The following is a 22,675-nucleotide window of genomic DNA, read 5'->3' as shown; positions in this document are numbered from 1 at the left end:
ACTCCTGATTTAATAGCTGCTGGCGCTTGATGGGTAAGCGCTAGAGGCCTTTTTCATCCAAAGAACAAGGAGCAACCCATGCACGACCGTCCGGTGAGTCCCGTGGTGCACAACCCGATCACACCGGGCGACGCCGAATTCCTCGCCGCCGTCGGCGTGCAATGGCAGCGGCGCCCGCTGGCACCCGAGCCGGGCCTGGCCGCGCTGCTGGCCCGGGACCGACTGGACGACGGCGGCCAGGCCACGGTAGTGCAGGCCGTGGGCGCGCTCGTAGTGGACGAATGCGTGGCCCATGGTTACCACAGCATGGACCTGGTCGTGCTGCACCCAGCCACGCCGGGGCTTGGCGACGCGCTGGCGCGCTTCGACCAGCCGCACACCCATGCCGGCGACGAGGTGCGCTACATCCTGGACGGCGAGGGCCTGTTCGGTTTCTTCGATGCGGCAGGCCATGAGCGGGTCTTCGCCGTGGGGCCGGGCGACTACCTGCGCATTCCGGCCGGCGTGGAGCACCGCTTCACGCTCACGGCCGCGCGGCGCATCAAGGCCCTGCGCCTTTTCTCCGATACTGCGGGGTGGACGGCCCGATACACGGGCCGCCACGCAGCACCGATGGAGACACTTGCATGACCTTGCCCTTCCAAGCCCTCGACCCCGAACTGTTCACGCGCGCCCAGACCCTGCTGGACGACGAATGGCTGGCCCGCGACGCCGATCTGGCGCCTGTGCTGCCCCTGGTACTGGCGCGCGGCGTGGGGCAGGACTGGCACAAGGCCGGCACCTTCCGCCACCACCTGGTGGGCGTGGCGCGTTCGCTGACCCTGTGGCAGCAGCCCAGGGACGTGCGCCTGCTGGGCCTGCTGCACAGCGTGTACGGCAACGCGTTCGTGGACATCGTGAAGTTCGACGCCGGCAGCGAGCGCGGCCGCCTGGCCGCCCTGGTGGGCGAGGGCGCCGAACATCTGGTCTACCTGTTTTGCACCATGAGCCGCACGCAGTTCGTGCAGAAGGTGCTGGCCGGCGCGATCGAGGCCGACGGCAGCCTGGTGCTGGACAAGAACGGCCAGCCGCAGCGCCTCACGCCCTACGAGGTGGCGGCCTTCATCATCGTGAGCATGGCCGACACCATCGAGCAGTGGTTCAGCTGGCAGGACGACATCTTCTCGCGCTTCCCCCAGGTGCAGCAGCGCCCGCAGGCGGTGCACTGGGCCGCGTCGCTGTGGCCGGGGCCCATGCGGCCCAGCGGCCGCATGGTGCACCAGATCGCGGCCCTGGGGCTGGCGCTGCAGCACCCCGGGCTGCGCGCCCAGCTGCCGCTGCCGCCGGTGTTCGACCGGTGCAGCCGGCCGCTGGCGCAGGCCGACGAGGCGGCCGCCACGTCGCTGTACTGGTCGGTGATCCAGCTGGACCAGCCGCTCGTGGACCTGGACGCCGCCATGGCCGTGCTGGAGCAGGCCGTGCGCCACAACCCCTGGGTGGGCGAGCCGCAGATGGTGCTGGCCCAGCTGTACCTGTCGGCCGGCCGCGCAGACGACGCGCGCCGCGCGGCCGCCAGCGCGCTGCAGGCCTTCAGCGCCTGGGGCAACTCATGGGACAAGCGCGTGCAGTGGGACGCCTGGATCGCCTGGACGCGCATCCTGCTGCAATCGGCAGAGCAGGGCGGTTGGCCCGAGCGGCTGGACCGGCTGAACAACGTGGCGCTGAAGGGCTGAGACCCGCGCCTGCCCCCACCCGCAACCGTGGCCCGGCCACGGTTTTTTGCTTTTTTTGAGCCTTTGGGCTTTCTGGGTAAGCGCAGATAGCTATCAATAGCATAGCATTCATGGCCCCCACGCCGCCGGCAGTGCAATGGCCCTTCTTGCCGCCCCGTGCCGCCTTGACCCGCGCGGTGTGGGGGCAGAAGATGAAGCCCTGTTCCACACCGCAACAGGGGCCCATCGCATGCGCGCCATGGTTCTGGAGCGGCCCGGCCGCCCCCTGCGGCTGACCGATTTGCCGCGGCCCGAGCCCGGGGCCGGCCAGTTGCTGCTGGCCGTCGAGGCCTGCGGCGTGTGCCGCACCGATCTGCACCTGCTCGACGGCGAACTGCCTAACCCGGCACTGCCCGTGGTGCCGGGCCATGAGATCGTGGCCCGGGTCGCCGGCCTGGGCGCCGGCGTGCAGGGCTGGCGCCTGGGGCAGCGGGTGGGCGTGCCCTGGCTGGGCTGGACCTGCGGGCAATGCCGCTTTTGCGCCAGCGGCCGCGAAAACCTGTGCGAGCGGGCCCTTTTCACGGGCTACCAGCTGAACGGTGGCTATGCCGAATACACGCTGGCAGATGCGCGCTACTGCCTGGCCTTGCCCGAGGCGCCGCCGCCCGAGCACCTGGCGCCGCTGCTGTGCGCCGGCCTCATCGGCTACCGGGCGCTGCGCCTGGCCGGCGACCCGCACCGGCTGGGCATCTACGGCTTTGGCGCGGCGGCGCATCTCATCACCCAGCTGGCGCGCGCCCAGGGGCGCGAGGTCTTTGCCTTCACCCGCCCCTGCGATGGCGCCAGCCAGGCATTCGCCCGCAGTCTGGGCGCACAGTGGGCCGCGGGAACGGACGAAGCGCCGCCGCAGCCGCTGGACGCGGCCCTGATCTTTGCGCCCGCGGGCCCCCTGGTGCCGATGGCCTTGCAGCACCTCGACAAGGGCGGCTGCGTGGTCTGCGCGGGCATCCACATGAGCGACATTCCCGGCTTTCCCTATGCCTGGCTGTGGGGCGAGCGCAGCATCCGCTCCGTGGCCAATCTGACGCGCGCCGACGGGTTCGCTTTTTTCGAGGCAGTACGGCAGGCGCCGCTGCGCACCGAGGTCACGGTGTTCGCGCTGGAGCAGGCCAACGACGCGCTGGAGCAGCTGCGCCAGGGCGCGCTCCAGGGCGCGGCCGTGCTGCGCGTGGCCTGAGCGCGGGCAGCGCACCGGCCTTCACAGGAGACTCCGATGGCCTTGCCGCTTGAACGACTGGTGCGCATCCCCGTGGACCAGACCCATATCGAGGGCCTGCTGGCGCTGCCGGCCGCACCCACGGGGCTGGTGCTGTTCGCCCATGGCAGCGGCAGCAGCCGGCACAGCCCGCGCAACAACTACGTGGCCAGGGTGCTGCATGCGCGCGGCGTGGGCACCTTGCTGCTCGACCTGCTCACGCCCGAGGAGGACCGGGACTACCGCACCCGCTTCGACATTGCCCTGCTGACGCAGCGGCTGATCCAAGCTGCGCGCTGGCTGGGCCGGCAGCCGCTCTGCCAGCCCCTGCCCCTGGGCTACTTTGGCGCCAGCACCGGCGCCGCCGCCGCCCTGATGGCCGCCGCAGCGCAGGGCCCGGCCATCCAGGCCGTGGTGTCGCGCGGCGGAAGGCCCGATCTGGCCGGCCCCGAGGCGCTGGCGCGCGTGGCCTGCCCGACCCTGCTGCTGGTGGGCGGGCACGACGAAGAGGTGCTGGAGCTGAACCGGCAGGCGGCCGCGCACATGCGCTGCCCGCACCGCCTGAGCGTGGTGCCGGGCGCCACCCATTTGTTCGAGGAGCAGGGCACCCTGGAGGCCGTGGCACGGCAGGCCGCCGACTGGTTCGAGCAATACCTGCCGCCTGCCGCGACCGCCTGAGCCGGGCGGGCCTTCAGGGGCGGAGCAGGGCGATCACTTCGTCGTCCTCGACCTGGGCAAAGTCCCGATAGAACTGGCCCACGGCCCGAAAGTCGGGGGGCGCCTGCAGGCACAGCACTTCGTCGGCCAGGGGGCGGACCATGGCAAGCGCCTCAGGCGACGACACGGGCACCGCGCAGACCAGCCGGGCGGGATGGCGCTGACGCAGCCCGTGCAGGGCGGCCACCATGGTGGCACCGGTCGCGAGGCCGTCGTCCACCACGATGACGATGCGGCCCGCGGGGTCCAGAGGCGGCCTTATTGGCGTGTACTGCGCCCGCCGCTGTCGGATGACCTCCATCTGCCGGTGCTTTTCCTCGGCGATGTAGTCCTGGTCGGCACCGGCCGAAGCGGCGTAGGGCGACAGGTAGGCCCAGCCGCTCTCGTCGACCGAGCCGATCGCGAATTCGGGCTGGTAGGGCGCACGCAGCTTGCGTACCAGCACCACGTCGAAGTCGCCCTGCAGCGCCGCCGCCAGCGATTTGGCCATGGGCACCGCGCCGCGCGGTATGGCCAGCACCAGGGGCTTTTGGCCGCGATAGGCCTGCAGCCGCGCTGCCAGCCGATGGGCGGCGTCGACGCGGTCGTGGAACACCAGGGGGCGGTCGGCGTGCGTCATGGCGCGCGCTCCGGCTGCACGAGTTCGATCCGGAAGTTGGGCTCGTACGGCGGCACATGGCAATCGACGATGCTGCCCGGAGCCACCTCCAGCCGCACCCCCACCACATCGGCATGCACCGGCAGGCGGCCCACGCAGCGGTCCACCAGGGCGGCAACCCGGATCTGCTCGGGTTGATGGCGAGCCAGGTACTGCAGCACGCGCAGCAGCGAATGGCCGGTGTACAGCACGTCGTCTACCACCAGCAGGCTGTGGCCGCAGAGGTCCAGCTCTGCATGGTCGGGCGGTTCATCGAGCCGCGTTTCGGGGTACAGCAGCGTGAGGTCGTCGGCATAGCGCTTGACGGCCAGGTCCAGCCGCAGCGGCGCGTGGATGCCGTGGCGCTGCACCAGCCGCTCGGTCAGGCGCTGGGCCAGCGGCGCGCCGCGCCGCAAAATGCCGATAACGGCCAGGCGCTGCTGGGGTCGCAGCCGGGCCGCGATCTGGCTGGCCATGGCGTCCATCACCGCATCCAGCTCGGCGCGGTCGTACAGACAGCTTCGGACTTGCGCAGACATGTGCATGGCAATCTCCGGGGACCGGACCAGTGTCGACAACAAGCCGGCCGAAGTCAATCACGGACCGTGCGGCTTCGGCTTGTGCGCCTTGCTGCAAAGGCGGATCATGGCCCCCCACGTCGACTCTCCCGCCATGGCCATCAGCGCAAGCGACTTGAGCAAGCGCTTCGACCGTTTCACGGCGCTCGACCGGCTGAACCTCGCGGTCAGGCGCGGCGCCATCTTCGGCCTGCTCGGGCCCAATGGCGCAGGCCAAAGCACTGCCATCAAGATCTTGACGACGCTGCTCGATGCCAGTTCGGGCCACGCCGCCGTGGCGGGCTTCGATGTCGCGACCCAGGCCGTCGAAGTGCGGCGCAAGATCGGCTACGTGCCTCAGCTGCTGTCGGCCGACGGGGCCCTGACCGCCATCGAGAACCTCAATCTGTCGGCCCGCCTGCATGGCATCTACGGCGCGCAGCGCAGCGCGCGCGTGCAGGAGGCGCAGCCCTTTACCGGGCTGCAGGAGCTGGCGCACCGGCTGGTCAAGACTCTTTCTGGCGGCATGGTGCGCAGTCTGGCCGATGTGTTCGTGTATTTCAGCGGGGCGGTGATCGACCAGGGCGGCCACGCCCGCGATGTGCGCGAAAGCCGCGCCGCCGTGCTGGGCAGGGGATGACCCATGCTTGACTATCTCTACACAAGCGTCGCCGTCGCCAATGCCGAAATCCGCAAACTCATGCGCGACCCGACCGAGCTGTTCAGCCGCGCGGTGCAACCCGCGCTGTGGCTGGCCGTCTTCGGCCAGGTGCGGGGGATTCCGACCGGCCGCCGGGCATCCTTGCGCAAAGCATTCTGTTCAGCGCGATCTTTACGGGATCGCCATCATCTGGAGCGCGACCTTGGCATCGTGCACAACCTGCTGGTCACGCCTGCGCCGCGCAGCGCGCTGGCGCAGGCCATCGTGGTCTATCTCGTGACGGTGGCGCTCCGGGTGCATATCTGCTGGGAGCCCGGAGCCATGGTGGTGGGCGGTAGCAGCCACTACGCCCTGGGCACGAGCTTTGGCGTCATGCTGGTGGTGTTCGCGCTGCTGGCGTTCTGGGCCGCGCGGCTGTATCCCGGCCTGACGCGTTGACCACTGCGTTGCCCCGTTATGCGACTGGGTACTAAGAAAGTGAAAACACAGTTGTTGGGGTTTTGACTTGCCCTCCCTAAGATGCCGACCCTTCCCATTCGAAAGGTCTTCCCGTGAACAAGCGCTCCCTGTTGCAATCCTCTCTCGCCCTGGCCCTGGCCGCCAGCTTCGGCTCCGGTGCCCTGGCACAGGACAAACCGATCAAGGTGGGCGTGACGGCCGGCCCGCACGCACAAATTTTCGAGCAGGTCAAGAAAGTGGCCGAGAAGCAGGGCCTGAAGATCCAGGTGGTGGAGTTCAGCGACTACGTTCAACCCAACGCGGCCCTGGCCGCCGGGGACCTGGATGCCAACAGCTACCAGCACAAGCCGTATCTGGACGCGCAGATCAAGGACCGTGGCTACAAGTTCGCCATCGCTGCGCCCACGGTCAACTTCCCCATCGGCCTGTATTCCAAAAAGGTCAAGAAGCTGGCCGACCTGAAGGAGGGCGCGCGCTTCGGCATTCCCAACGACCCCACGAACGGCGGCCGCGTGCTGCTGCTGTTGCAGGCCCAGGGCCTGATCAAGCTCAAGGAGGGCGCGGGCCTGAAGGCCACGCCGCTGGACGTGGTCAGCAACCCCAAGAAACTCAAGTTCGTGGAGCTGGATGCGGCGCAGCTGCCGCGCTCGCTTGATGACCTGGACGCCTCGGCCATCAATACCAACTTCGCCATCTCGGCCGGCCTGAACCCCAAGACCGACTCCATCGCCCAGGAGCGCCCGGACGGCCCCTACGTGAACCTGCTGGTGGTGCGCGAGGCCGACAAGGACAAGCCCTGGGTCGCGCAGCTGGTGAAGGCCTACCACAGCGAGGAGATCCGCGGCTTCATCGAGACGCAGTTCAAGGGCTCGGTGCTGGCCGGCTGGTAATGGCGGGAAGCGGGGCAGGGGGCTCGCATGAAAGCCCTTTGTCCGACAGCGGCGCACCATGGGCGGCTCGTATGATGGCCCGGTCACCGGCCGGGGTGATGGCCGCGTGGAGGTGGCACGTCCCTCTTGGAAAGGCTTTGTATGAGCAAGTACCGCATCGCTGTCGTCGTGGGCAGCCTCCGCAAGGAATCGTTCAACCGCAAGCTCGCCACGGCGCTGGCGCGCCTGGGGCCGCCGGACTTCGAGTTTCACCAGGTGCGCATTGACGACCTGCCGCTGTACAACCAGGACAACGACAGCCATCAGGCCGAGCCAGTCCTGCGCCTCAAGGATGAGATTGCTGCATCGCAGGGCGTGCTGTTCGTGACGGCGGAATACAACCGCTCCATCCCCGGCGTGCTCAAGAACGCCATCGACAACGCCTCGCGCCCCTACGGCCAGAGCGCCTGGGCCGGCAAGCCGGCGGGGGTGATCGGCGCGTCCATCGGCGCCATCGGCTCGGCGCTGGCGCAGCAGCATCTGCGCAACGTGCTGGCCTATCTGGACATGCCCACCATGGGTCAGCCCGAGGCCTTCGTCCACGTCAAGGAGGGCCTGTTCAACGCGGACGGCAGTATTGGCGAGGGCAGCAGGGACTTCCTCCAGGGCTGGATGAACCGGTATGTTGCCTGGGTGAAGCAGTACAGCGCCTAAGTTCTATCAAATTTGATAGCTGCTTGCGCTTATCCACAGAGCGCCAGAGGCCAATTTTGCCAAAAAAAGCTCGCCCTCGGCTATGCCGTGGCGGGCTGTGCGCGTGGGGACACACATGGCCCCATGTATCGGGTCAGGCCACCTGCGCCATGCGCTCCTGGTTGGCGGCGCCGGCCTGCACCGCGGTCTGGGTGGCCTGGGCTGCGGCGGCCATCGCCTGGGCCTTGGCCTCGGGCCCCATGGCCAGGCCTTCGGCACGCACGAAGCGCACATCGGTCACGCCGAAGAAACCCAGAACGGTCTGGAGGTAGCTTTCCTGGTGCTCCAGGGCGCGGCCGGCTTCGCTGGTCGAGTACACGCCGCCGCGGCTGGAGGCCACGATCACCGTCTTGCCCTTGGCCAGGCCTTCGGGGCCGTTGGCGGTGTAGCGGAAAGTGCGGCCGGGCTGGGCGATGCGGTCGATCCAGGCCTTGAGCTGTGTGGGAATGGCGAAGTTGTAGAAGGGGGCGCCAATCACCACCACATCGGCCGCGAGGAACTGGCTCACCAGCCGCTCGGAGACGGCGTTCTCATGCTTTTGCGCATCGCTCAGGCCCTCGGTCTGGCCGGTGCGGGGCGCCATGGCGTCCATGGTGAAATGCGCGGGCGCATCCGCCGCCAGATCCAGGTAGCTCACCTGCGTGCCGGGATGGCTGGCCTTCCAGGCCTGGACGATCTGGGTGGTGAGTTGGCGGGAAACGGACTGTTCGCCGGTGATGGCGGAATCGATGTGCAGCAATTGCATGAAATCTCCTGTATCAGTACAAACCCTGGTTTTGGGCGATGGGTTGATTGTCGTTTTGTACCGAATATTTGATAAGCCGCCTTCTTCGCGATAGATTGTCCTGAATTTGATGCCAACTCTGCCTCCAACCACGATGCAAGACCTGAACGACATGCTGTATTTCGCCGAGGTGGCGGAGCGCGGAGGCTTTGCCGTGGCAGGCCGGGCGCTGGGGATTCCGAAGTCCCGCCTGTCGCGGCGCGTGGCCGAGCTGGAGGCGCGCCTGGGCGTACGCCTGCTGCAGCGCACCACCCGCACGCTGTCGCTCACCGAGGTGGGCGAGGCCTACCTGCGCCACTGTCTGGCCATGCGCGAGTCGGCCCAGGCTGCGGCGGATACGGTGGCCCAGGTGCAGGCGGAGCCGCGCGGCACCGTGCGCGTGACCTGCCCGGTGACGCTGGCGCAGACGGTGCTGGGCGAACTCATGCCGCAGTTCCTGCAGCGCCACCCCCAGGTGCGGGTGGAAATGCAGGTCACCAACCGTGTCGTCAACGTAGTGGAGGAGGGCGTCGATGTCGCCTTGCGCGTGCGCCCCTCGCTGGACGACAGCGGCAGCATGGTGGTCAAGCGGCTTGACGAGGTGCGCCCACTGCTTGTGGCCAGCCCCACGCAGTTGGAGCGCCAGGGCACGCCCACCTCGATAAGCGACCTGGCTCTGATGGATACCGTGGCCATGTCGGCGGCCGACGGGCGCTCCAGCCTGCGACTGATCGGGCCCGACGGGCGGGAGGAAACGGTGCAGTTCACGCCGCGCTATGTCGCGGACGATCTGCTCACCCTCAAGTTCGCCGTGCTGGCCAGCACCGGGCTGTACTGGCTGCCCGACTACATGTGCCTGCCGGAGGTGCAGGAGGGGCGCTTGGTGCATCTGCTGCCGCAGTGGTCCCAGCCACTGTCGGTGGTGCATGCGGTGTTCGCTTCGCGCCGCGGCCTGTCGCCGGCGGTGCGCAGCTTTCTGGACTTTCTGGGCGAAACCGTCGGGTCATAGACAATTAATCTATAAATTCACAACGATATATTTGTTTGTGAATTTGAAGCGCCTCAGCAGAATCATCCCATCATGCAAAAGAGCGATGGCGTGGCGGCAGTGGCCCAGGAAAAGATTGAAGACGGCGCACCTGCAGCGGTGCGTACGACGGCCGGACCGCGCACAGCCGTTATCGTGCCGGGATGGCGAGACTCCGGGCCTGGCCACTGGCAAAGCCTATGGGCCCACCGCCTGCCCGGTGCGCTGCGCGTGGTGCAGGGCGACTGGATCACTCCCACGCGGGCGGCCTGGGTCGATGCGCTGGAGCAAACGGTGCTGGCCGCGCCGCATCCGGTGGTGATCGTGGCCCACAGCCTGGGCTGCATCGCCACCACCCACATGCGCCCCGAGGCGGCCGCACGCGTAAGCGGCGCACTGCTGGTAGCGCCGGCCGATCCCGAACGCCGCGCCGTGCTCAGCGACTTTGCGCCCGTGCCCCACACGTGCTTGCCCTATCGCAACATCCTGGTGGCCAGCGGAAACGATCCCTATTGCCCCATCCGCCGAGCCGGCGCCTATGCGCGCGCCTGGGGCAGCGAGTTCGTGCGCTTGCCGCAGGCCGGGCACATCAATGTGGAATCCGGCCACGGCGAGTGGCCCCTGGGCTGGGCGCTGCTGCAGTCTCTGCTGGATGACGCCATGGCCATACAGCATTGAGCCGCAAGGCACTGATCAGCGGCACGTGCTGGGCTTCTGGCAGTCCCCATGCGCTTCTGGTCGCCTGCCGTTTCGTACCCCATGCATCAGCGAGCGAGCCGCCAGCCCGGTCAACGCGGCGGCCAGAACGATCACGGGCGCTGGACGTTTCTTGAATCTCCAAGCCTGCCACCGCAGCGCTCACATAAGCGAATTTGATGCTACTACGTATTGGTTCTTTATAGGCGAAGACGACGAATCAGCTCCATGAAATGATGCTATTGTCACAAGGGAATTTGATGCTTACTGCGTAATTCCAGTAAATTTGAGGCTAGTTTCGTGTCCTCGGAGACGGAGCATGACAACCCAGCCACGAATCGGCTCTCGAACTGCAAGGCAGTCATCTGGCGCAACGCGAGACGTTGACACTAGTTCCTGGGTGCAAATTGATGCTGACGCATTGCCTGCACACCGTCGCGAAAAATTCATGCGTCGCCGCCAAGCGATCGAACTCTACTTGGGCGGGGCCACAGATGCCGACATTCGCAAGAAGTGCGGTATGTCGCGCTCGAACGTTTACCGCATCATTGTTAAACGCTGCTTGTTGCCGCATGCGGACGGGGAGTTGTATGGCTGGCGTGGTGCACTGCCATTTGAACGCACTGATGACTATAAGCGCAAGACGGCGATCACAGCAGGCGAAGGCGGTTCTGGAACGGCTGGAGCCTTGCAGTGGTTGTTCGCATCGCCTGAAGGCCGGGAGTTGGAGGCAAGTTTTCGGGCCCAAATTTTGGCAAAATCCCGAGGGCTAGAAGGTGCCAAGCTATCGAAGCGGAAGCTATTCCGATGGGTGATTAACCGACTTCGCGACATGGGCTACGAACGACGCGGAGAGTGGCCCTTTAACGTCGAAAAGCTTGGATACGTCACTATCTATGCATTCATAGATAAAGTTTTGAATCAGAATCCATCGCGCCAAAATTTAAGACTTGGAGGGGAAGACGCTCGTAGGAAAGCCATCGCCGGAGATGGTACAAAAAGGCCGCAGCTAGCGTCTTTCGAGCGTGTGGAATGTGATGCGCACAAGTTGGATGTCAGGATGGTTGTCGCCGTGCCTTCACCTCATGGCGGGCTGGAAATGCGCAAGATTCACCGACTGTGGGTAATCGTTCTGATCGACGTAGTGAGCCGTGCAGTTCTGGGGTACCACCTCAGCCTTCGCAGGGAATGCTCAGCCGAAGACGTGCTAATAGCCGTCAAGCGAGCGCTTTCGCCGTGGAAGCCGCGGAAATTGCAGTTCAGTGACCATGCATATGTGGAAGACGCAGGCTTCCCCTCATCCATTGCCCCCGAGTTGACCGGTGCTTGTTGGCGGGAGTTTAGTGTAGACGGTGCGCTGGCCAATATCTGCCGCCGGGTTGAGACGGTTTTGAAAGAGGTGGTCGGCTGCGATATCCTGAAACCTCAAGATAAAACAAGTTATACCAGCCGTCGCAGTAAGGATGATCGGCCTTTCATTGAGTCATTTTTTGGACACTTGTCTGGCGGTGGTTTCCATCAATTGGCACTGACCACGGGCAGCAGTCCAGCGAGCAAGCACGGAGCAGATCCTGCAGCTATAGCGAGCGAAACTCAGTTTCAGTTAGAGTATGCGGAGGAACTTCTGGATGTCTTGATCGCGAACTACAACGCAACACCACATTCAGGGCTCGGCTATCGTTCGCCACTAAAGCAACTGCTATTCCTGCTGAAGCAGGGATCACCAATGCAACGCGCCGATCCTGCCTTAGTTGCTCGAATGGTGGGTGCTCGGAAATCGTGCACAGTTTTAGGTGGATTACACACGGGGCGCAGGCCCTATTTCAACTTCGCCAATGCACGTTATTCTGCCGAATGGCTAGCCCTTCGGACGGATTTGCTTGGTAAAGAATTTTGGCTTCAGATCGAAGATGAGGACGACGCGCGATTCGCCACGGTGTCGGATAGCAAGGGATTTATTCTTGGCATGGTACGGGCAGCACCACCATGGCATCTTACGCCCCACAGCCTATTCGTTCGACAGGCAATTCGCGCACTGGAACTACGACGTCTGCTGCACTTGTCTACCAAGTGCGATGCAATTGAAGAATTGATTCTGTTCGCTGAAACGAGTTCCGGCAAGTTGCCAGCACATCCTGCGTACTTGGAGGCCCGACGAATCCTCGTCAAACATACTGAAAGGCTCGCAGCGACAACGGTGGATGAAGTAGCACCGACAGTATCGCCCGAAGAGGTGCTTCCAGCCAAATCCTCTGCCGAAACGGCACAGAAAGAGAGCACGGTCAAAAAGCCACCATTCAATGAGCGGGCACATCAAACTATTCGAATGGCAAAGACATGGTAGTTGCTCTCCATTCTCCGACACCTCTGGTGCCACCTCACATGCCGCGCAAACACCCCTTGGTAACGCGTGACTACTCGCTACATACACCGCCTATTGACAGGATGGTTGCACAGTTGGCATCTTGGTTGGACAACCAGATCGAGGGGGTCACGATCTACGGACCGTCACGCTTTGGCAAATCGAGTGCAGTAGACAACTGGGTACAAGCACTGTTAAGTCAACGATGCGGGTCCACCATTCCTTTAGTCGTCTGGAGTCACAGCGACACTAGCGGGACTAACTCTGCGGGTCAATTCTATGCTCGACTTCTGCATGCCAGTAAACACCCGTTGTCCAAAGAGACGCGTAGTCCGTCGAGTCGGCAGCATGTATTGTTAGAGCGCTGGCACTCGCTTGCCGTCAGGGGAGGTGGGCGATTTCTGGTGCTGATCATCGACGAAGCACAGGGTATGACACAGCGCGAATGGCTGTGGTTAGTTGAGTTGCACAGTTTGTTAGAGAAAGAACGACTGCGTCTGAGTGTCTTTTCCATAGCCTCCCTGCAGTTTTTTGATGAACCCGGTGCATTAGCCATGGTCGGAGGGGCCCATGTGGCATCTCGATTCATGCTGGACAGTGAGCGATTTCATGGCATCAAGGGATTGGATGAACTTGCCTATGTCATGGCTGGATACGATCAAGCCACGGAATGGCCACCTCATTCAGGTGTGTCATTTACCCAGGCCGCCGCACCGACCGCCTGGAATGAGGGTTTTCGACTGGAGGAACATGCTGAAAAACTGCATCAAGCACTACTCGATGGCTTGCCGTCCACCTACGCAGGGCCACCCGAATTCCCGATGAAATCAATTGCGCACTGCTGCCGCCACATTCTGCTTCGCATTGGGGGAGGGGCCGATGTAAAGGATGTCACTTCATCAAAGTCCCTGCAGGAGATAGTTAAGGGCAGTGGCCACCGGCAACTCATGGCTTTCGTGGGATCTACTGCATTTGCCAAGAGCCGCATGGTTGGAGGTGGCCGGTCATGAAGCAGCTGACTTGGTACCCCGATACGATATTGCCTCACACATCGTTGTGGTACACGCTGCTAAGAGTGACGTGGCTAAACGGCTTGAAGGCCGGAGACATCTGCAAATTAGTGGGCGAAGGCCTGCAAGATCGAACCATCGAGGCAACAGCGTACTCGGAATGGAACAAAAATGCAGTAAAAATGGTGGCAAAATCTCTTGGAGAGCCACTGAGTGGGTTCTCCGATTTCGCAGCATTCCACCAATTGCCTATCTGGCTGTATCCATTTATCTCAGCCAGAGATCTCCGCTGGTGCTCTGCATGCCTTGAAGCGGGGTTTCATAGCCTTCTGATGTCACTTCGGCTCATTGAAAAATGTCCTATTCATGGAATACCTTTGATTGAGAAATGTCCAGGCTGCGGAGGGTCGGTTAGCATGCGCACGCGTGGGCTGGTTGTTCAAAGCAATATTTGCCGCTGCGGGAAATTTTGGAATTTTAATGCCAACGTAATTCGACAGCCAACGCTTGATCGAAAAGATATAGCACCATGGACTCCCGTTGAAAAATGGTTGGTCAAAGTGCGTGGGATGTGCTGCTTCTTATCAAATGCAGGTGTTCATAGTCGCCAAACTCAGATGGCACTTATAGATCGGGGGTGTCGTGACCTTGGAGTTGAGCTGCCGACTTGCTTTATTCGCGATTCAGAATTTTGGTCGACAAATGATGCCCTGGCTCGATGGGGAATATACAGAGCCTGCAGCGGAAACCTGAACAACATTCGGCCTGCTGCATCAGAGCGAATATCCACAACTTCTCCTCAAGTTTGTGTCTATCGCGCTATGGGTCGTCATCTGCGGAGACATGGCCTCCCAAATCCAGACAAATGGATATTGGAACTTGTGGAAAATCGCAATCCCATGACCTTTGCGATGGAAATGGAAGAGCATCGGAAGAAGCGCATTGCCTTTTCAGAAATGATTTGGACTCGTCTTTTGGAGCCACACGCCTATATTAGGCGTTGGCCTACTCGTGCAGCGCCCAACTACTTTGCAGATCAACATCGCACGCCTCTTGAGCTTTTTTTTAGTGAGAGACTCAGCGGAAGAGGTGAAAAGGCTTCATCTCATGTCAATCAGTGGCTTAATTATCATACCATGGCCATGCGATCGCTTCTGGCATGGGGCGATGCAGTGAGGCAAACGCAAAATTCCATTAATAAATCATGGGCAGATTGGTCCACTAATATAGATTCGCTGAGCAGTAGGATTGCTTGGTTTAGTCTTCCCAAAGAAAATGGATGCCAACTTGTTGGTTACCTCTGTGACATCAATATTGCATCACTTGATTTTCCGCTATCCAAGCAGCTTAAGCTGCCAGATCGATATCTAGCGAAGAAATACTTCCCTTCTGGAAAGTGCCTTGAGTGGGATCTTTTGCGGGGATGGAGCGCTAGTCGTGGAATTCAGCCAAAGAGTGGGGATGGTGCAAAACTAGTCCGGCTGCTACATGCAGGTGTGAAAACGAAATGTTTAATTTACAAAAACAAGGGGAGGTTTGTCGCAAGACTGGAAGATGGCTCAATTCAGACAACTGGTGATAGTCCAAGGGATGCACTGAATCTTCTGCGTCGAGCGGTGATCCAGTACTGTTGCGTGTACGGTGCAAAGCATTTTGAATTGCCAACCAAACCTTCCCCGCAGAAAAAAGAGCCGCCACCAGAGGGCTGGATTGCTAGTCATGCGATTAATTCGATAGACCCACGAATTGGGCCAATCCGATTCTGGGGAGTATGTTCCTTGGATTTGGAGATGGCGCGGCGGCGCTTTCTACTCGACGCTCAGCAGTGGTACCAGAAGCACCCGGATCTGTTTCACAAGCGGCCATATGATCGTCCGGAATGCGACATCTAATAAAACGTTATATTTATCGCGAATGCCGCTTTGACTGTGTGTCGTATCCGTCTTGTGGCGCAGCAAGGAGTTGACAATGCACCCTCTCGAAGTTGACATGTGTGGCGGCTCAGTAGCGGATCGCCTCGGGAGGGGATGAGCGGTTCTAAAACCTCCCCACCGCACAGCAGTCTTATCTCCTGGTCAAGCTTGTTGTAAGTTCATCCCAGCAAGTTGTGGCCTTGGTCATTGCTTGCACTTTCATGTGTCCGTATCAGTGGCTGGAATAGCCGCATTTCTAGCCACAAAAAATTCCCAGTATTTTTGGATAATTCCAACAAAAATCATAGGCTTGCATGAGGTCTGTGATCCGCAAATGGCCATGCAATCATCGCGCTGTAGAAGCCTCTCACGGTTCAGCGATTTGCATTAGCTTTCGCCGCAGCTCACGCCGCACTTCCGGGTTGGAAAGCCCGGTGGTGCCGTCACAGGCTACCAAGTTACCGATGGCGAGCGGGGGCCAGTCCTCAATGTCATCGTCCAGGGCGATCCATTGGCGCGGCTTTCTCCGCTGCACGTCTGCCAGGATCTGCATTCCTCGCGGGGTACTGCGGAACGACGCCAGGTTCCATGGATCGGCCCCATGGACGCGCTTGTGGTACGTGCCACCGATGAATCGCGCTCGCAGTTGCTCAGGCAGGAGCTGGAGCGTCTTGGTATAGCCTGGGCGGATGCACCAGGTGCTGCTCAGCACCAGGGCTACAGCGGGATACGGGGCCAGTTCCTCTTCCAAAATGGGAAGCCACTCAAACAGCGCATGGCCCGGGGCCTGGTATTGGCTCATGTGGATGCCCTTGCGGGGATGCCAGAGTACCTTCTCATGATGGACCACGCCATCGAGGTCCAGGTACAGGATCACATCCGCGCTGCGGGGCGTGGATGCCGGTACATAGGGTGCGTGGTGGCCAGAAGTCATAGCGTATGCGCCACGTCTAAGAGTACCTGCCAGCCGGAACCTGCAGCAGCAGGTTGCGCACGAGTTCCAGGCCACCCGGCTCTTTCAGGACATCCAGGGGCTGCCGACCGCCCAATGCCAGGACAGCCCTCACGAGCCAGTCGCTCAACCACGCACTCGTATCAAAGCCCTGCGGGTTTCCAGGCGCATCGGCCATGCGCTGGACGAGCGTGGTGAGGGCCGTGATGTCGTTCTCTGGATGCATGTTGGCGTCATGTTGGCGTCACGCGGCGGCCATCTACAGAAGTTGGCGCAACCGCGCGGCCAGTTGCTCGCTGGCGATTGCAGTGAGTCCCTCCCTGCCATCCACCAGAAACAGAGATCTGCAAAACGGCCTATAGAGCCAGGAACGATCATCCACAGCCAGCCAGGGCCGGTGGGCAGCTTGACGGGCCCACAACCACGCACGGCATTCCGCCTCGCGCTCGTAGCCCACCAGCATATCGGGCACATCCGTCAGCTCCATGAACCGGGGTGTGATCCCCGCAATCCTGGCTGCCACGTCCGCAGAAAACCGCTGCTGAAGGCGCTCCAAAGGGTACTGCAACCGCCAGGTGCTGGTGATTACCAGCTCGCACTCGGGGACTTGGCGTACGACCCTCTCCAGCGATGGAAGGCAGCAAAAGTGCTTCGACTCATGGCAATGCTCTGGATGCAGAACTCCGTCGAAATCCAGGAAGAGTATGGGCATATGGGGAGAAAGGGCTGGTTAACGGATGAATTCTCGGCGCTTCATTGCTGTAATGAGACTATTTGGTCGTGGTCTTCTAAGTCCCGTTGGGCGGAAATCGGGGCAATGCCCTCCCGGAAGAATGCCCGTCCCCAAGCCGACTTTGGTCGTGCGCTGCAGCAATTGCGCGCGGCACGGGGCGTGACCCAGGAAGACATGCTGTTTGCGACCAGCAGGCGACACATCAGCCGGGTCGAGCAAGGCCACCAGGTGCCGGGCATTCGCACCATTGAAGGGTTAGCCGAGAACCTGCAGATTCATCCTCTGACGCTGGTCACCGCTGCGTACTGCCAAACACTGGACCCGGCTTCGGTCAGCGAACTCCTCGAGGTCATCAAAGCCGACTTTCACACTTTGACCTCGGGTCAGGCCGGACAAGGTGACTTGAAGGGCTCCGAGACGTTCTGAACAAGCAACCTCAGGCCCTGCATCAGTCCCGCGCCTATGCTGCCGTCCTGGCGATGAAGCATGCGGCTCACGATTTCTCGATCCACTGTAACGCTGAGCAGGGTCATGGCCTCATGCAAGGTGCCCATCGCCACATCCAGATCCTTGCCTGAGCGCATTGCTCCAGCCTTTGACAGCAGGAGCAGACTGATCGGGAGCGCCGCGCTGCCCGGTCCGCGGGTGTCATCCCAACCCTGACCAGCAAGCAAGTCCCGCAATTGATCAGAGACCAACAGAAGTTGCTGATCGTCCAGGGCGTCTGGCAAAACTGATTGCCATCCCCTCAGACCGATGAGGCTCGCCAGTTCTGGTTCGCCGAATTTTCCAAGGGTCGCTTTGTCCACGCGCAGCATGATTCCTCGTTCAAAAAATATGAGACTATTTGGTCCCACCAGGACCAAACGCGTGAAGATAGCTGAGCATTGAGGTCGAATGAGCGCCCAAGGCTCACCTTTGCGCGAATGGAAAGCTACCGGTTGCCAAATTCACTGCCATGAGCAACCAGCCTGTTGCCAACTCTCATTTGCGTCTTTGAAAAACCGCCTGGACCTCACACGCTTGGCCGAGCTTGATCGGCAGTTTTGCGAATTTGCAAGACTGCAAAGGGCGGCCACGCCCCGGTGCGGTTGGTCGAAGACCATTCGCCTTGCTATGGGCATGAGTTCCCAAGCTCTTGGAGCCCGCCTGGGCATGACGGCTCAGGGAATACGAAAGTTGGAGCAGGGAGAAGCGAATGGAACCATTTCTCTCAACACCCTCGCCAAGCTTGCCCAAGGGCTGGACTGCGAAGTGCACTACATATTGGTTCCGAGGACCAGCTTGATCGAACAAGTACTCCGGCGGACCCGTGCAGTTGCCGACACTGATTTACCAGAACCCTCCAAGATTACTGAACTTGCCCGGGAGCCGGAAGTTCTGGACTCGTTGTCAAGAATGCTATCGAAAGTCAATAAGCGGGGACTTTGGTAAGCTTGGTAAGGCTGAACGAGGATGGGAGGGTGGTTGGCGGGCTAATAGCGAGCAAATGGCCAAGCGGTCAACCATGTCGGTGCTTACCTCCAAGCCCGCAAGGCAACCGGCCCACGAGACTCAAGAAAGCCGCTGCCGCTCATGATCAACGGTCGAGCTGCTCAAATGACCAGACCGAGTGTTCAGAAGAGCCGGGATACTCATTCCCGAACGTACCGGTGAGGAGGCCCACCTGTTCCAGTATCTCGGTCAGCGTATGGTCTTCGTAGGGGGGGCCCGGCATGCAGTGCATGCGCACCACCACGTCTTGAACGTGGTGGCGATGCTGACCTTGACGGCAAGCTCGTACGGTTTTCTGGCTTTGGGAGCGCAGTTGCTCTCCCGTCTCCGGGACTTGTAACCGCTCCTCAATTCGCTGAATAGTTCCGCAACAGGCTGGAGCCAGAGAGCTGGGAGTTCAGGTAGGTCAGGGCGGGTTCTGCGCGGACTGCTCAGCCACGAATGCCATGACGTGGAGCGTCGGCCCGCCACGGCGATTCTCCACATCTAGCGTGGATGCCCGCGAGTTGGTCCACCAACCCACCACGAGGACTGACGCTTAGCGCCTTCAGCGGCTCTCCACACTGGGCAGTAACGCCATCCCGACGTGCCGCTCCAACTCTAGCGCATTCTGCTGCCTGCCTCGACTAGCGTCTTGGCCTGGAGAATAATGCAACCTCTCAAAATCAGGGCTATCGTATGCTCGCGCGGTTATGAGACGACGGGCTTTGACTCCGGAGGTGTAAAGGACAAGGACCGCCATGTCTATGCATCCATGCTGTTTGAATCTTGCGTCACTGTCGCTGGTAGCGTCCTGTATCGTGACTTTTGCTCATGCTCAAGCACAGGATGACATCCGCGACAAAACTCTTGCCGCGGATCTGCGCTTGCAAGCGATTGCCTATGAGCATGGTGAGGGGGTTGTGCGAGACCGGGTTTTGGCGGCTTTTCTTTATTGCCAAAGCGCGCGGCAGGGCGACGTGATAGCTCAATACAACCTTGGATGGATGTACGCGCACGGACATGGCGTTGAGCGAAATGATGCGATCGCGGCCTTCTTCTTTCACGCCGCAGCCGAACAAGGGCTCGAAGTGGCAAGCAACATGCTGCAGGTCGTTGGCGGTCTCACCTCCGAGATACCCGAATGCATGCAGCCAGCGCCTGCGGCTTCTTTAGCCAAGCCTGGCATTGACTACCATGCGATTGCACCGCGCAAGGTTCTTGATCTGGTGACGAAGTTGGCCCCGGAGTACAAGGTGGAGCCGCAACTGGTGCTGGCGATTATTGCTGCCGAGTCGAACTTCGACAGTCAGGCACTGTCGCCCAAGAAAGCCCAAGGGTTAATGCAATTAATCCCAGCGACCAGCGAACGCTTCAACGTCAAGAATCCGTATGACCCAGCAGAGAACATTCGGGGTGGGCTGACGTATTTGCGCTGGTTGTTGGCCTATTTTGAAGGCGATGTGGCGCTGGTGGCGGCGGCATACAACGCGGGAGAAGGCAAGGTCGAACGCTACGGCGGCGTGCCCCCGTATCGGGAGACGCGGGCTTATGTGCAGCGGATACTCAAAGCATTCGGCGTTGCAACCCATGCGTTTGATCACAAGGTGACCTCACCCTCACCGTCCCTGTCCCAGATTCGCCCAATCCTGCCAATGCCGCCATAGGCGGTGTAGCCAGGCACGAAGGACCGGTCCACCAAAGTGGGGCCCGTGATAACGCAATGCACGTAGTCGTAGAAGTCCGCATGCGTGAACACAGCGTCTCCGATGACTCTCATCTTCAATGGTGGTGTGTCGGTGCCCGCTGCAGGTCTTTGGACAAAACAGCAAGTGCCAGGAAGGCCAAGGCTCCGAGCATCGCGGACAGCCAAAGTGCTCCACTGCCCCAACGCTCCACCGCCAAGCCGAACACAAGCGGCGCCCCCGCCTGAACTACGCGTGCTGGCACCATCAGAAAGCCCTGCCGCTGACCGTAGCCCTGAGCTCCGAATATCAGTAGGGGCAGCGTCCCGATGGCGATGGTGAGAATGCCGTTGCCCAAACCATGCAGCACAGTAAAGGCAGGTGCCGCCGAGCTTCCTGCCATCGCCAGCAGCACTACGCCCACGGGATGCGCCAGAGTGGCCAGTCGCGCAGACAACAAGGGATGGGCATGCTTGAGAATGGTGAATTCAATCAGCCGTCCTGCGACTTGGGCGGGCCCCACAAGTGCTGCGATACCCACCGCAACGGTCAGCGTGACCCCTGTCGCCTCCAGCAATTGAGGCAAGTGTGCGGCCATCGCCGTGCTCACAAACCACGCGATAGCAAAGACGCAGGCCATGAGGGCCGCCGCGCGGCGCCGCCTTGCCGACCACGGCATCGTCTCCTTCTGAGTCGTACTCAAGGCGCTGGCCGTCGATGAGCCTTGATCCGCTATAGAAGCGCGTGGAAGCAGTGCATTGAGCGGCAGGCCCAGCACAACGTGCAGTGCCGCCCAGGTCAGGCATGCGCCACGCCATCCCACGACGCTTTCCAGATAGGCCGACAAGGGCCAGCCCACCGTGCTGGCAAATCCCGCGAACAAAGTGATGCCGGTGATGGCCCGCCGGGCCTCCTGGCCGTGCAGCCGTACAACCGTCGCGAACGCGGCCTCATAGAGACCACTACCCATGGCCAGACCCATTACCGCCCAAGCGGCAAAGACATGGGCAACATTGCCGGCCTGACTCAATCCCGTCAGACCCAATGCGAAAACCAGGTTGCTCGCGATGAGGACCGGCCGCCCTCCGAAACGGTCGATCGCGCGGCCTGCCCAGGGGCCGACGGCCGCAGCGAAGAGCAGGGCCACCGAGAATGCTCCGAACAGGGTGGTCACGGAAATGCCAATTTCTGCGCCCATCCCGCCCGCAAGTACCGCCGGCAGGTAGTACGACGATGCCCACGCAAGGGTTTGGGCGATGCCCAGCATCACCGTTATGGTGGTCCAGCTTGGCATGGTGCGCAGATTGGCTTCGCTCAGATGCTGCCCTGGTTCATCCGCGCGCTCAGGGCTTCGGCGCTCTCCTTGCGCTCGCTATACCTGTCCACGAGATACGGCGCCACGTCGCGCGTGAGCAGCGTGAACTTCACCAGTTCCTCCATCACGTCCACGATCCGGTCGTAGTAGGCCGAAGGCTTCATGCGCCCGGCCTCGTCGAACTCCTGGTACGCCTTGGCCACCGAGGACTGGTTGGGGATGGTTAGCATGCGCATCCAGCGGCCCAGCACGCGCATCTGGTTGACAGCGTTGAAGGACTGGGAACCACCTGAGACCTGCATCACCGCCAACGTCTTGCCCTGGGTCGGGCGTACCGCGCCGACCGACAGCGGAATCCAGTCAATCTGCGTTTTCATCAGTCCGGTCATTGCGCCGTGGCGTTCGGGCGAACTCCAGACCATGCCTTCAGCCCACTGCACCAGTCCATGCAGTTCCTTTACCTTGGGATGGTCTGCGGGGGCATCATCCACCAGCGGCAGGCCCGACGGATTGAACATCCGCGTCTCGCCGCCGAGCGCGCGTAGGATACGCGCAGCTTCTTCGACCGCCAGGCGGCTGAATGAGCGTTCGCGCAGTGAGCCGTAGAGCAGCAAAAAGCGTGGCGCGTGCGTAGCACGCTCGGGCGCCAGCAGTCGCAAGGTGTCTGGCTCCTGAAACAGTGCGGCGTCAACGCTCGGCAGATCAAGACGATGCTGAGACACGGCGGCCCTCCGTGTCCACCACCGGCTCGCCATCTTCTTTGTTGAACGCACCGCGCTGCGGCTGCGGCAGGATGTCCAGCACGGCTTCCGAGGGGCGGCACAGGCGTGTGCCCAGCGGGGTGACCACAATGGGCCGGTTGATGAGGATGGGGTGCTGGAGCATGGAGTCGATCAATTGCTCGTCGCTCCATGTCGGATCATCCAGACCCAGTTCCGCGTACGGCGTGTCCTTCTCGCGCAGCACTGCGCGCACCGGCATGCCCATTGCCGCTATCAGGCATTGCAGCGTTTCGCGGTCGAGCGAAGTCTTCAGGTAGTCGATGACGGTGGGCTCTTCACCACTGTTGCGGATCATGGCGAGCACGTTGCGCGACGTGCCGCAGGCGGGGTTGTGGTAGATGGTGATATTGCTCATGGAAAATGTC

26 protein-coding genes are annotated in these 22,675 nt (G+C 61.7%); 16 read left to right on the top strand and 10 right to left on the bottom strand.

Annotated features, from left to right (window positions below):
* Positions 1-78 precede the first annotated feature (78 nt).
* The 4 genes from BP68_RS01685 (at position 79) to BP68_RS01670 (ending at position 3,624) form a co-directional block, all read left to right on the top strand.
* The gene (locus tag BP68_RS01685; RefSeq protein ID WP_496368435.1) at positions 79-630 is read left to right on the top strand and encodes a cupin domain-containing protein; all 552 of its coding nucleotides are present in this window, start codon (positions 79-81) and stop codon (positions 628-630) included.
* On the top strand, positions 627-1,712 hold the full coding sequence (locus BP68_RS01680) for a DUF6817 domain-containing protein (protein ID WP_496368433.1): 1,086 nt from the start codon (positions 627-629) through the stop codon (positions 1,710-1,712). The genes BP68_RS01685 and BP68_RS01680 overlap by 4 nt, the downstream gene beginning before the upstream one ends.
* Positions 1,713-1,941: 229 nt before the next feature.
* A complete protein-coding gene (locus tag BP68_RS01675) occupies positions 1,942-2,928 on the top strand; it encodes a zinc-dependent alcohol dehydrogenase family protein (protein ID WP_496368431.1) in 987 nt (328 codons plus the stop codon).
* A 36-nt stretch (positions 2,929-2,964) separates the two neighbouring features.
* Complete coding sequence (locus BP68_RS01670; protein ID WP_496368429.1) at positions 2,965-3,624, top strand: dienelactone hydrolase family protein; 660 nt, start codon at positions 2,965-2,967, stop codon at positions 3,622-3,624.
* 13 nt (positions 3,625-3,637) lie between these two features.
* On the opposite strand, the gene BP68_RS01665 is transcribed toward BP68_RS01670, so the two are convergent.
* Positions 3,638-4,282: a phosphoribosyltransferase gene (locus BP68_RS01665; protein WP_496368427.1), complete on the bottom strand. Its 645-nt coding sequence runs from the start codon at positions 4,280-4,282 to the stop codon at positions 3,638-3,640.
* Entirely contained in the window at positions 4,279-4,845 is a 567-nt protein-coding gene (locus tag BP68_RS01660; protein ID WP_496368425.1) for a bifunctional pyr operon transcriptional regulator/uracil phosphoribosyltransferase PyrR, read from the bottom strand. Before BP68_RS01660 ends, BP68_RS01665 begins: the two co-directional genes overlap by 4 nt.
* 100 nt (positions 4,846-4,945) lie before the next feature.
* On the opposite strand from BP68_RS01660, the gene BP68_RS01655 reads away from it, so the two are divergent.
* The 4 genes from BP68_RS01655 (at position 4,946) to BP68_RS01640 (ending at position 7,560) form a co-directional block, all read left to right on the top strand.
* Positions 4,946-5,497 (top strand): ATP-binding cassette domain-containing protein, encoded by a 552-nt coding sequence (locus BP68_RS01655; protein ID WP_496368423.1) that lies wholly within the window; start codon positions 4,946-4,948, stop codon positions 5,495-5,497.
* A gap of 3 nt (positions 5,498-5,500) precedes the next feature.
* Complete coding sequence (locus tag BP68_RS01650; protein ID WP_496368421.1) at positions 5,501-5,956, top strand: hypothetical protein; 456 nt, start codon at positions 5,501-5,503, stop codon at positions 5,954-5,956.
* Positions 5,957-6,069: 113 nt separating this feature from the next.
* Entirely contained in the window at positions 6,070-6,867 is a 798-nt protein-coding gene (locus tag BP68_RS01645; protein WP_496368419.1) for a MetQ/NlpA family ABC transporter substrate-binding protein, read from the top strand.
* Positions 6,868-7,008: 141 nt separating this feature from the next.
* Positions 7,009-7,560 carry an NADPH-dependent FMN reductase gene (locus BP68_RS01640; RefSeq protein ID WP_496368417.1) on the top strand — a complete coding sequence of 184 codons (552 nt, stop codon included), beginning with the start codon at positions 7,009-7,011 and terminating at the stop codon, positions 7,558-7,560.
* A 133-nt stretch (positions 7,561-7,693) separates the two neighbouring features.
* Here BP68_RS01640 and BP68_RS01635 read toward each other — a convergent pair whose 3' ends face one another.
* Positions 7,694-8,344, bottom strand: a complete 651-nt coding sequence (locus BP68_RS01635; RefSeq protein ID WP_496368415.1) for an FMN-dependent NADH-azoreductase — start codon at positions 8,342-8,344, stop codon at positions 7,694-7,696.
* 133 nt (positions 8,345-8,477) lie between these two features.
* On the opposite strand from BP68_RS01635, the gene BP68_RS01630 reads away from it, so the two are divergent.
* The 5 genes from BP68_RS01630 to BP68_RS01610 all read left to right on the top strand — a co-directional run bounded on the left by BP68_RS01630 (position 8,478) and on the right by BP68_RS01610 (position 15,349).
* Positions 8,478-9,371 carry a LysR family transcriptional regulator gene (locus BP68_RS01630; RefSeq protein ID WP_496368413.1) on the top strand — a complete coding sequence of 298 codons (894 nt, stop codon included), beginning with the start codon at positions 8,478-8,480 and terminating at the stop codon, positions 9,369-9,371.
* A gap of 72 nt (positions 9,372-9,443) precedes the next feature.
* Entirely contained in the window at positions 9,444-10,067 is a 624-nt protein-coding gene (locus tag BP68_RS01625; protein WP_496368411.1) for an RBBP9/YdeN family alpha/beta hydrolase, read from the top strand.
* A gap of 418 nt (positions 10,068-10,485) precedes the next feature.
* Positions 10,486-12,429, top strand: coding sequence for a hypothetical protein (locus BP68_RS01620; protein ID WP_496368409.1), 1,944 nt, complete (start codon positions 10,486-10,488; stop codon positions 12,427-12,429).
* Positions 12,423-13,457, top strand: a complete 1,035-nt coding sequence (locus BP68_RS01615) for an ATP-binding protein (RefSeq protein ID WP_496368407.1) — start codon at positions 12,423-12,425, stop codon at positions 13,455-13,457. Before BP68_RS01620 ends, BP68_RS01615 begins: the two co-directional genes overlap by 7 nt.
* Positions 13,454-15,349 carry a hypothetical protein gene (locus tag BP68_RS01610; protein WP_496368405.1) on the top strand — a complete coding sequence of 632 codons (1,896 nt, stop codon included), beginning with the start codon at positions 13,454-13,456 and terminating at the stop codon, positions 15,347-15,349. Before BP68_RS01615 ends, BP68_RS01610 begins: the two co-directional genes overlap by 4 nt.
* A 388-nt stretch (positions 15,350-15,737) precedes the next feature.
* Here BP68_RS01610 and BP68_RS01605 read toward each other — a convergent pair whose 3' ends face one another.
* The 3 genes from BP68_RS01605 to BP68_RS01595 are packed head-to-tail and all read right to left on the bottom strand — an operon-like array spanning position 15,738 to position 17,034.
* Positions 15,738-16,304, bottom strand: coding sequence for an HAD domain-containing protein (locus BP68_RS01605; protein WP_496368403.1), 567 nt, complete (start codon positions 16,302-16,304; stop codon positions 15,738-15,740).
* A gap of 16 nt (positions 16,305-16,320) precedes the next feature.
* Positions 16,321-16,548: an MbcA/ParS/Xre antitoxin family protein gene (locus BP68_RS01600; protein WP_496368401.1), complete on the bottom strand. Its 228-nt coding sequence runs from the start codon at positions 16,546-16,548 to the stop codon at positions 16,321-16,323.
* A gap of 33 nt (positions 16,549-16,581) precedes the next feature.
* On the bottom strand, positions 16,582-17,034 hold the full coding sequence (locus tag BP68_RS01595; RefSeq protein ID WP_496368399.1) for an HAD domain-containing protein: 453 nt from the start codon (positions 17,032-17,034) through the stop codon (positions 16,582-16,584).
* On the opposite strand from BP68_RS01595, the gene BP68_RS01590 reads away from it, so the two are divergent.
* A complete protein-coding gene (locus BP68_RS01590; protein WP_496368397.1) occupies positions 16,981-17,481 on the top strand; it encodes a helix-turn-helix domain-containing protein in 501 nt (166 codons plus the stop codon). The genes BP68_RS01595 and BP68_RS01590 overlap by 54 nt on opposite strands.
* Here BP68_RS01590 and BP68_RS01585 read toward each other — a convergent pair.
* A complete protein-coding gene (locus BP68_RS01585) occupies positions 17,439-17,873 on the bottom strand; it encodes a hypothetical protein (protein ID WP_496368395.1) in 435 nt (144 codons plus the stop codon). The genes BP68_RS01590 and BP68_RS01585 overlap by 43 nt on opposite strands.
* A gap of 79 nt (positions 17,874-17,952) precedes the next feature.
* Between BP68_RS01585 and BP68_RS01580 the strand changes: the two genes are divergently transcribed.
* Positions 17,953-18,489: a helix-turn-helix domain-containing protein gene (locus BP68_RS01580; RefSeq protein ID WP_496368393.1), complete on the top strand. Its 537-nt coding sequence runs from the start codon at positions 17,953-17,955 to the stop codon at positions 18,487-18,489.
* An 800-nt stretch (positions 18,490-19,289) separates the two neighbouring features.
* Positions 19,290-20,195 (top strand): transglycosylase SLT domain-containing protein, encoded by a 906-nt coding sequence (locus BP68_RS01575; protein WP_496368391.1) that lies wholly within the window; start codon positions 19,290-19,292, stop codon positions 20,193-20,195.
* Positions 20,196-20,310: 115 nt separating this feature from the next.
* Here BP68_RS01575 and BP68_RS01570 read toward each other — a convergent pair whose 3' ends face one another.
* From BP68_RS01570 to arsC, 3 genes are read right to left on the bottom strand one after another with little or no spacing between them, the layout of a single operon-like run.
* Complete coding sequence (locus BP68_RS01570) at positions 20,311-21,507, bottom strand: MFS transporter (RefSeq protein WP_496368389.1); 1,197 nt, start codon at positions 21,505-21,507, stop codon at positions 20,311-20,313.
* A 20-nt stretch (positions 21,508-21,527) separates the two neighbouring features.
* On the bottom strand, positions 21,528-22,283 hold the full coding sequence (arsH, locus tag BP68_RS01565; RefSeq protein WP_496369048.1) for an arsenical resistance protein ArsH: 756 nt from the start codon (positions 22,281-22,283) through the stop codon (positions 21,528-21,530).
* Positions 22,231-22,665 (bottom strand): arsenate reductase (glutaredoxin), encoded by a 435-nt coding sequence (arsC, locus tag BP68_RS01560; protein WP_496368387.1) that lies wholly within the window; start codon positions 22,663-22,665, stop codon positions 22,231-22,233. Before arsC ends, arsH begins: the two co-directional genes overlap by 53 nt.
* Positions 22,666-22,675: the final 10 nt, after the last annotated feature.

The sequence above is a fragment of the Diaphorobacter oryzae DSM 22780 genome (genome assembly GCF_059568935.1).
Note: the sequence above shows the minus strand (reverse complement) of the source record. Positions and strands in the feature narration are given on the sequence as shown.

Coding starts and splice junctions, on each gene's coding strand:
- BP68_RS01685 (WP_496368435.1), top strand. CDS start 79: ATGCACGACCGTCCGGTGAGTCCCGTGGTGCACAACCCGATCACACCG.
- BP68_RS01680 (WP_496368433.1), top strand. CDS start 627: ATGACCTTGCCCTTCCAAGCCCTCGACCCCGAACTGTTCACGCGCGCC.
- BP68_RS01675 (WP_496368431.1), top strand. CDS start 1,942: ATGCGCGCCATGGTTCTGGAGCGGCCCGGCCGCCCCCTGCGGCTGACC.
- BP68_RS01670 (WP_496368429.1), top strand. CDS start 2,965: ATGGCCTTGCCGCTTGAACGACTGGTGCGCATCCCCGTGGACCAGACC.
- BP68_RS01665 (WP_496368427.1), bottom strand. CDS start 4,282: ATGACGCACGCCGACCGCCCCCTGGTGTTCCACGACCGCGTCGACGCC.
- BP68_RS01660 (WP_496368425.1), bottom strand. CDS start 4,845: ATGCACATGTCTGCGCAAGTCCGAAGCTGTCTGTACGACCGCGCCGAG.
- BP68_RS01655 (WP_496368423.1), top strand. CDS start 4,946: ATGGCCCCCCACGTCGACTCTCCCGCCATGGCCATCAGCGCAAGCGAC.
- BP68_RS01650 (WP_496368421.1), top strand. CDS start 5,501: ATGCTTGACTATCTCTACACAAGCGTCGCCGTCGCCAATGCCGAAATC.
- BP68_RS01640 (WP_496368417.1), top strand. CDS start 7,009: ATGAGCAAGTACCGCATCGCTGTCGTCGTGGGCAGCCTCCGCAAGGAA.
- BP68_RS01635 (WP_496368415.1), bottom strand. CDS start 8,344: ATGCAATTGCTGCACATCGATTCCGCCATCACCGGCGAACAGTCCGTT.
- BP68_RS01630 (WP_496368413.1), top strand. CDS start 8,478: ATGCAAGACCTGAACGACATGCTGTATTTCGCCGAGGTGGCGGAGCGC.
- BP68_RS01625 (WP_496368411.1), top strand. CDS start 9,444: ATGCAAAAGAGCGATGGCGTGGCGGCAGTGGCCCAGGAAAAGATTGAA.
- BP68_RS01615 (WP_496368407.1), top strand. CDS start 12,423: ATGGTAGTTGCTCTCCATTCTCCGACACCTCTGGTGCCACCTCACATG.
- BP68_RS01610 (WP_496368405.1), top strand. CDS start 13,454: ATGAAGCAGCTGACTTGGTACCCCGATACGATATTGCCTCACACATCG.
- BP68_RS01605 (WP_496368403.1), bottom strand. CDS start 16,304: ATGACTTCTGGCCACCACGCACCCTATGTACCGGCATCCACGCCCCGC.
- BP68_RS01600 (WP_496368401.1), bottom strand. CDS start 16,548: ATGCATCCAGAGAACGACATCACGGCCCTCACCACGCTCGTCCAGCGC.
- BP68_RS01590 (WP_496368397.1), top strand. CDS start 16,981: ATGGCAATGCTCTGGATGCAGAACTCCGTCGAAATCCAGGAAGAGTAT.
- BP68_RS01595 (WP_496368399.1), bottom strand. CDS start 17,034: ATGCCCATACTCTTCCTGGATTTCGACGGAGTTCTGCATCCAGAGCAT.
- BP68_RS01585 (WP_496368395.1), bottom strand. CDS start 17,873: ATGCTGCGCGTGGACAAAGCGACCCTTGGAAAATTCGGCGAACCAGAA.
- BP68_RS01580 (WP_496368393.1), top strand. CDS start 17,953: ATGAGCGCCCAAGGCTCACCTTTGCGCGAATGGAAAGCTACCGGTTGC.
- BP68_RS01575 (WP_496368391.1), top strand. CDS start 19,290: ATGTCTATGCATCCATGCTGTTTGAATCTTGCGTCACTGTCGCTGGTA.
- BP68_RS01570 (WP_496368389.1), bottom strand. CDS start 21,507: ATGCCAAGCTGGACCACCATAACGGTGATGCTGGGCATCGCCCAAACC.
- arsH (WP_496369048.1), bottom strand. CDS start 22,283: ATGGCGAGCCGGTGGTGGACACGGAGGGCCGCCGTGTCTCAGCATCGT.
- arsC (WP_496368387.1), bottom strand. CDS start 22,665: ATGAGCAATATCACCATCTACCACAACCCCGCCTGCGGCACGTCGCGC.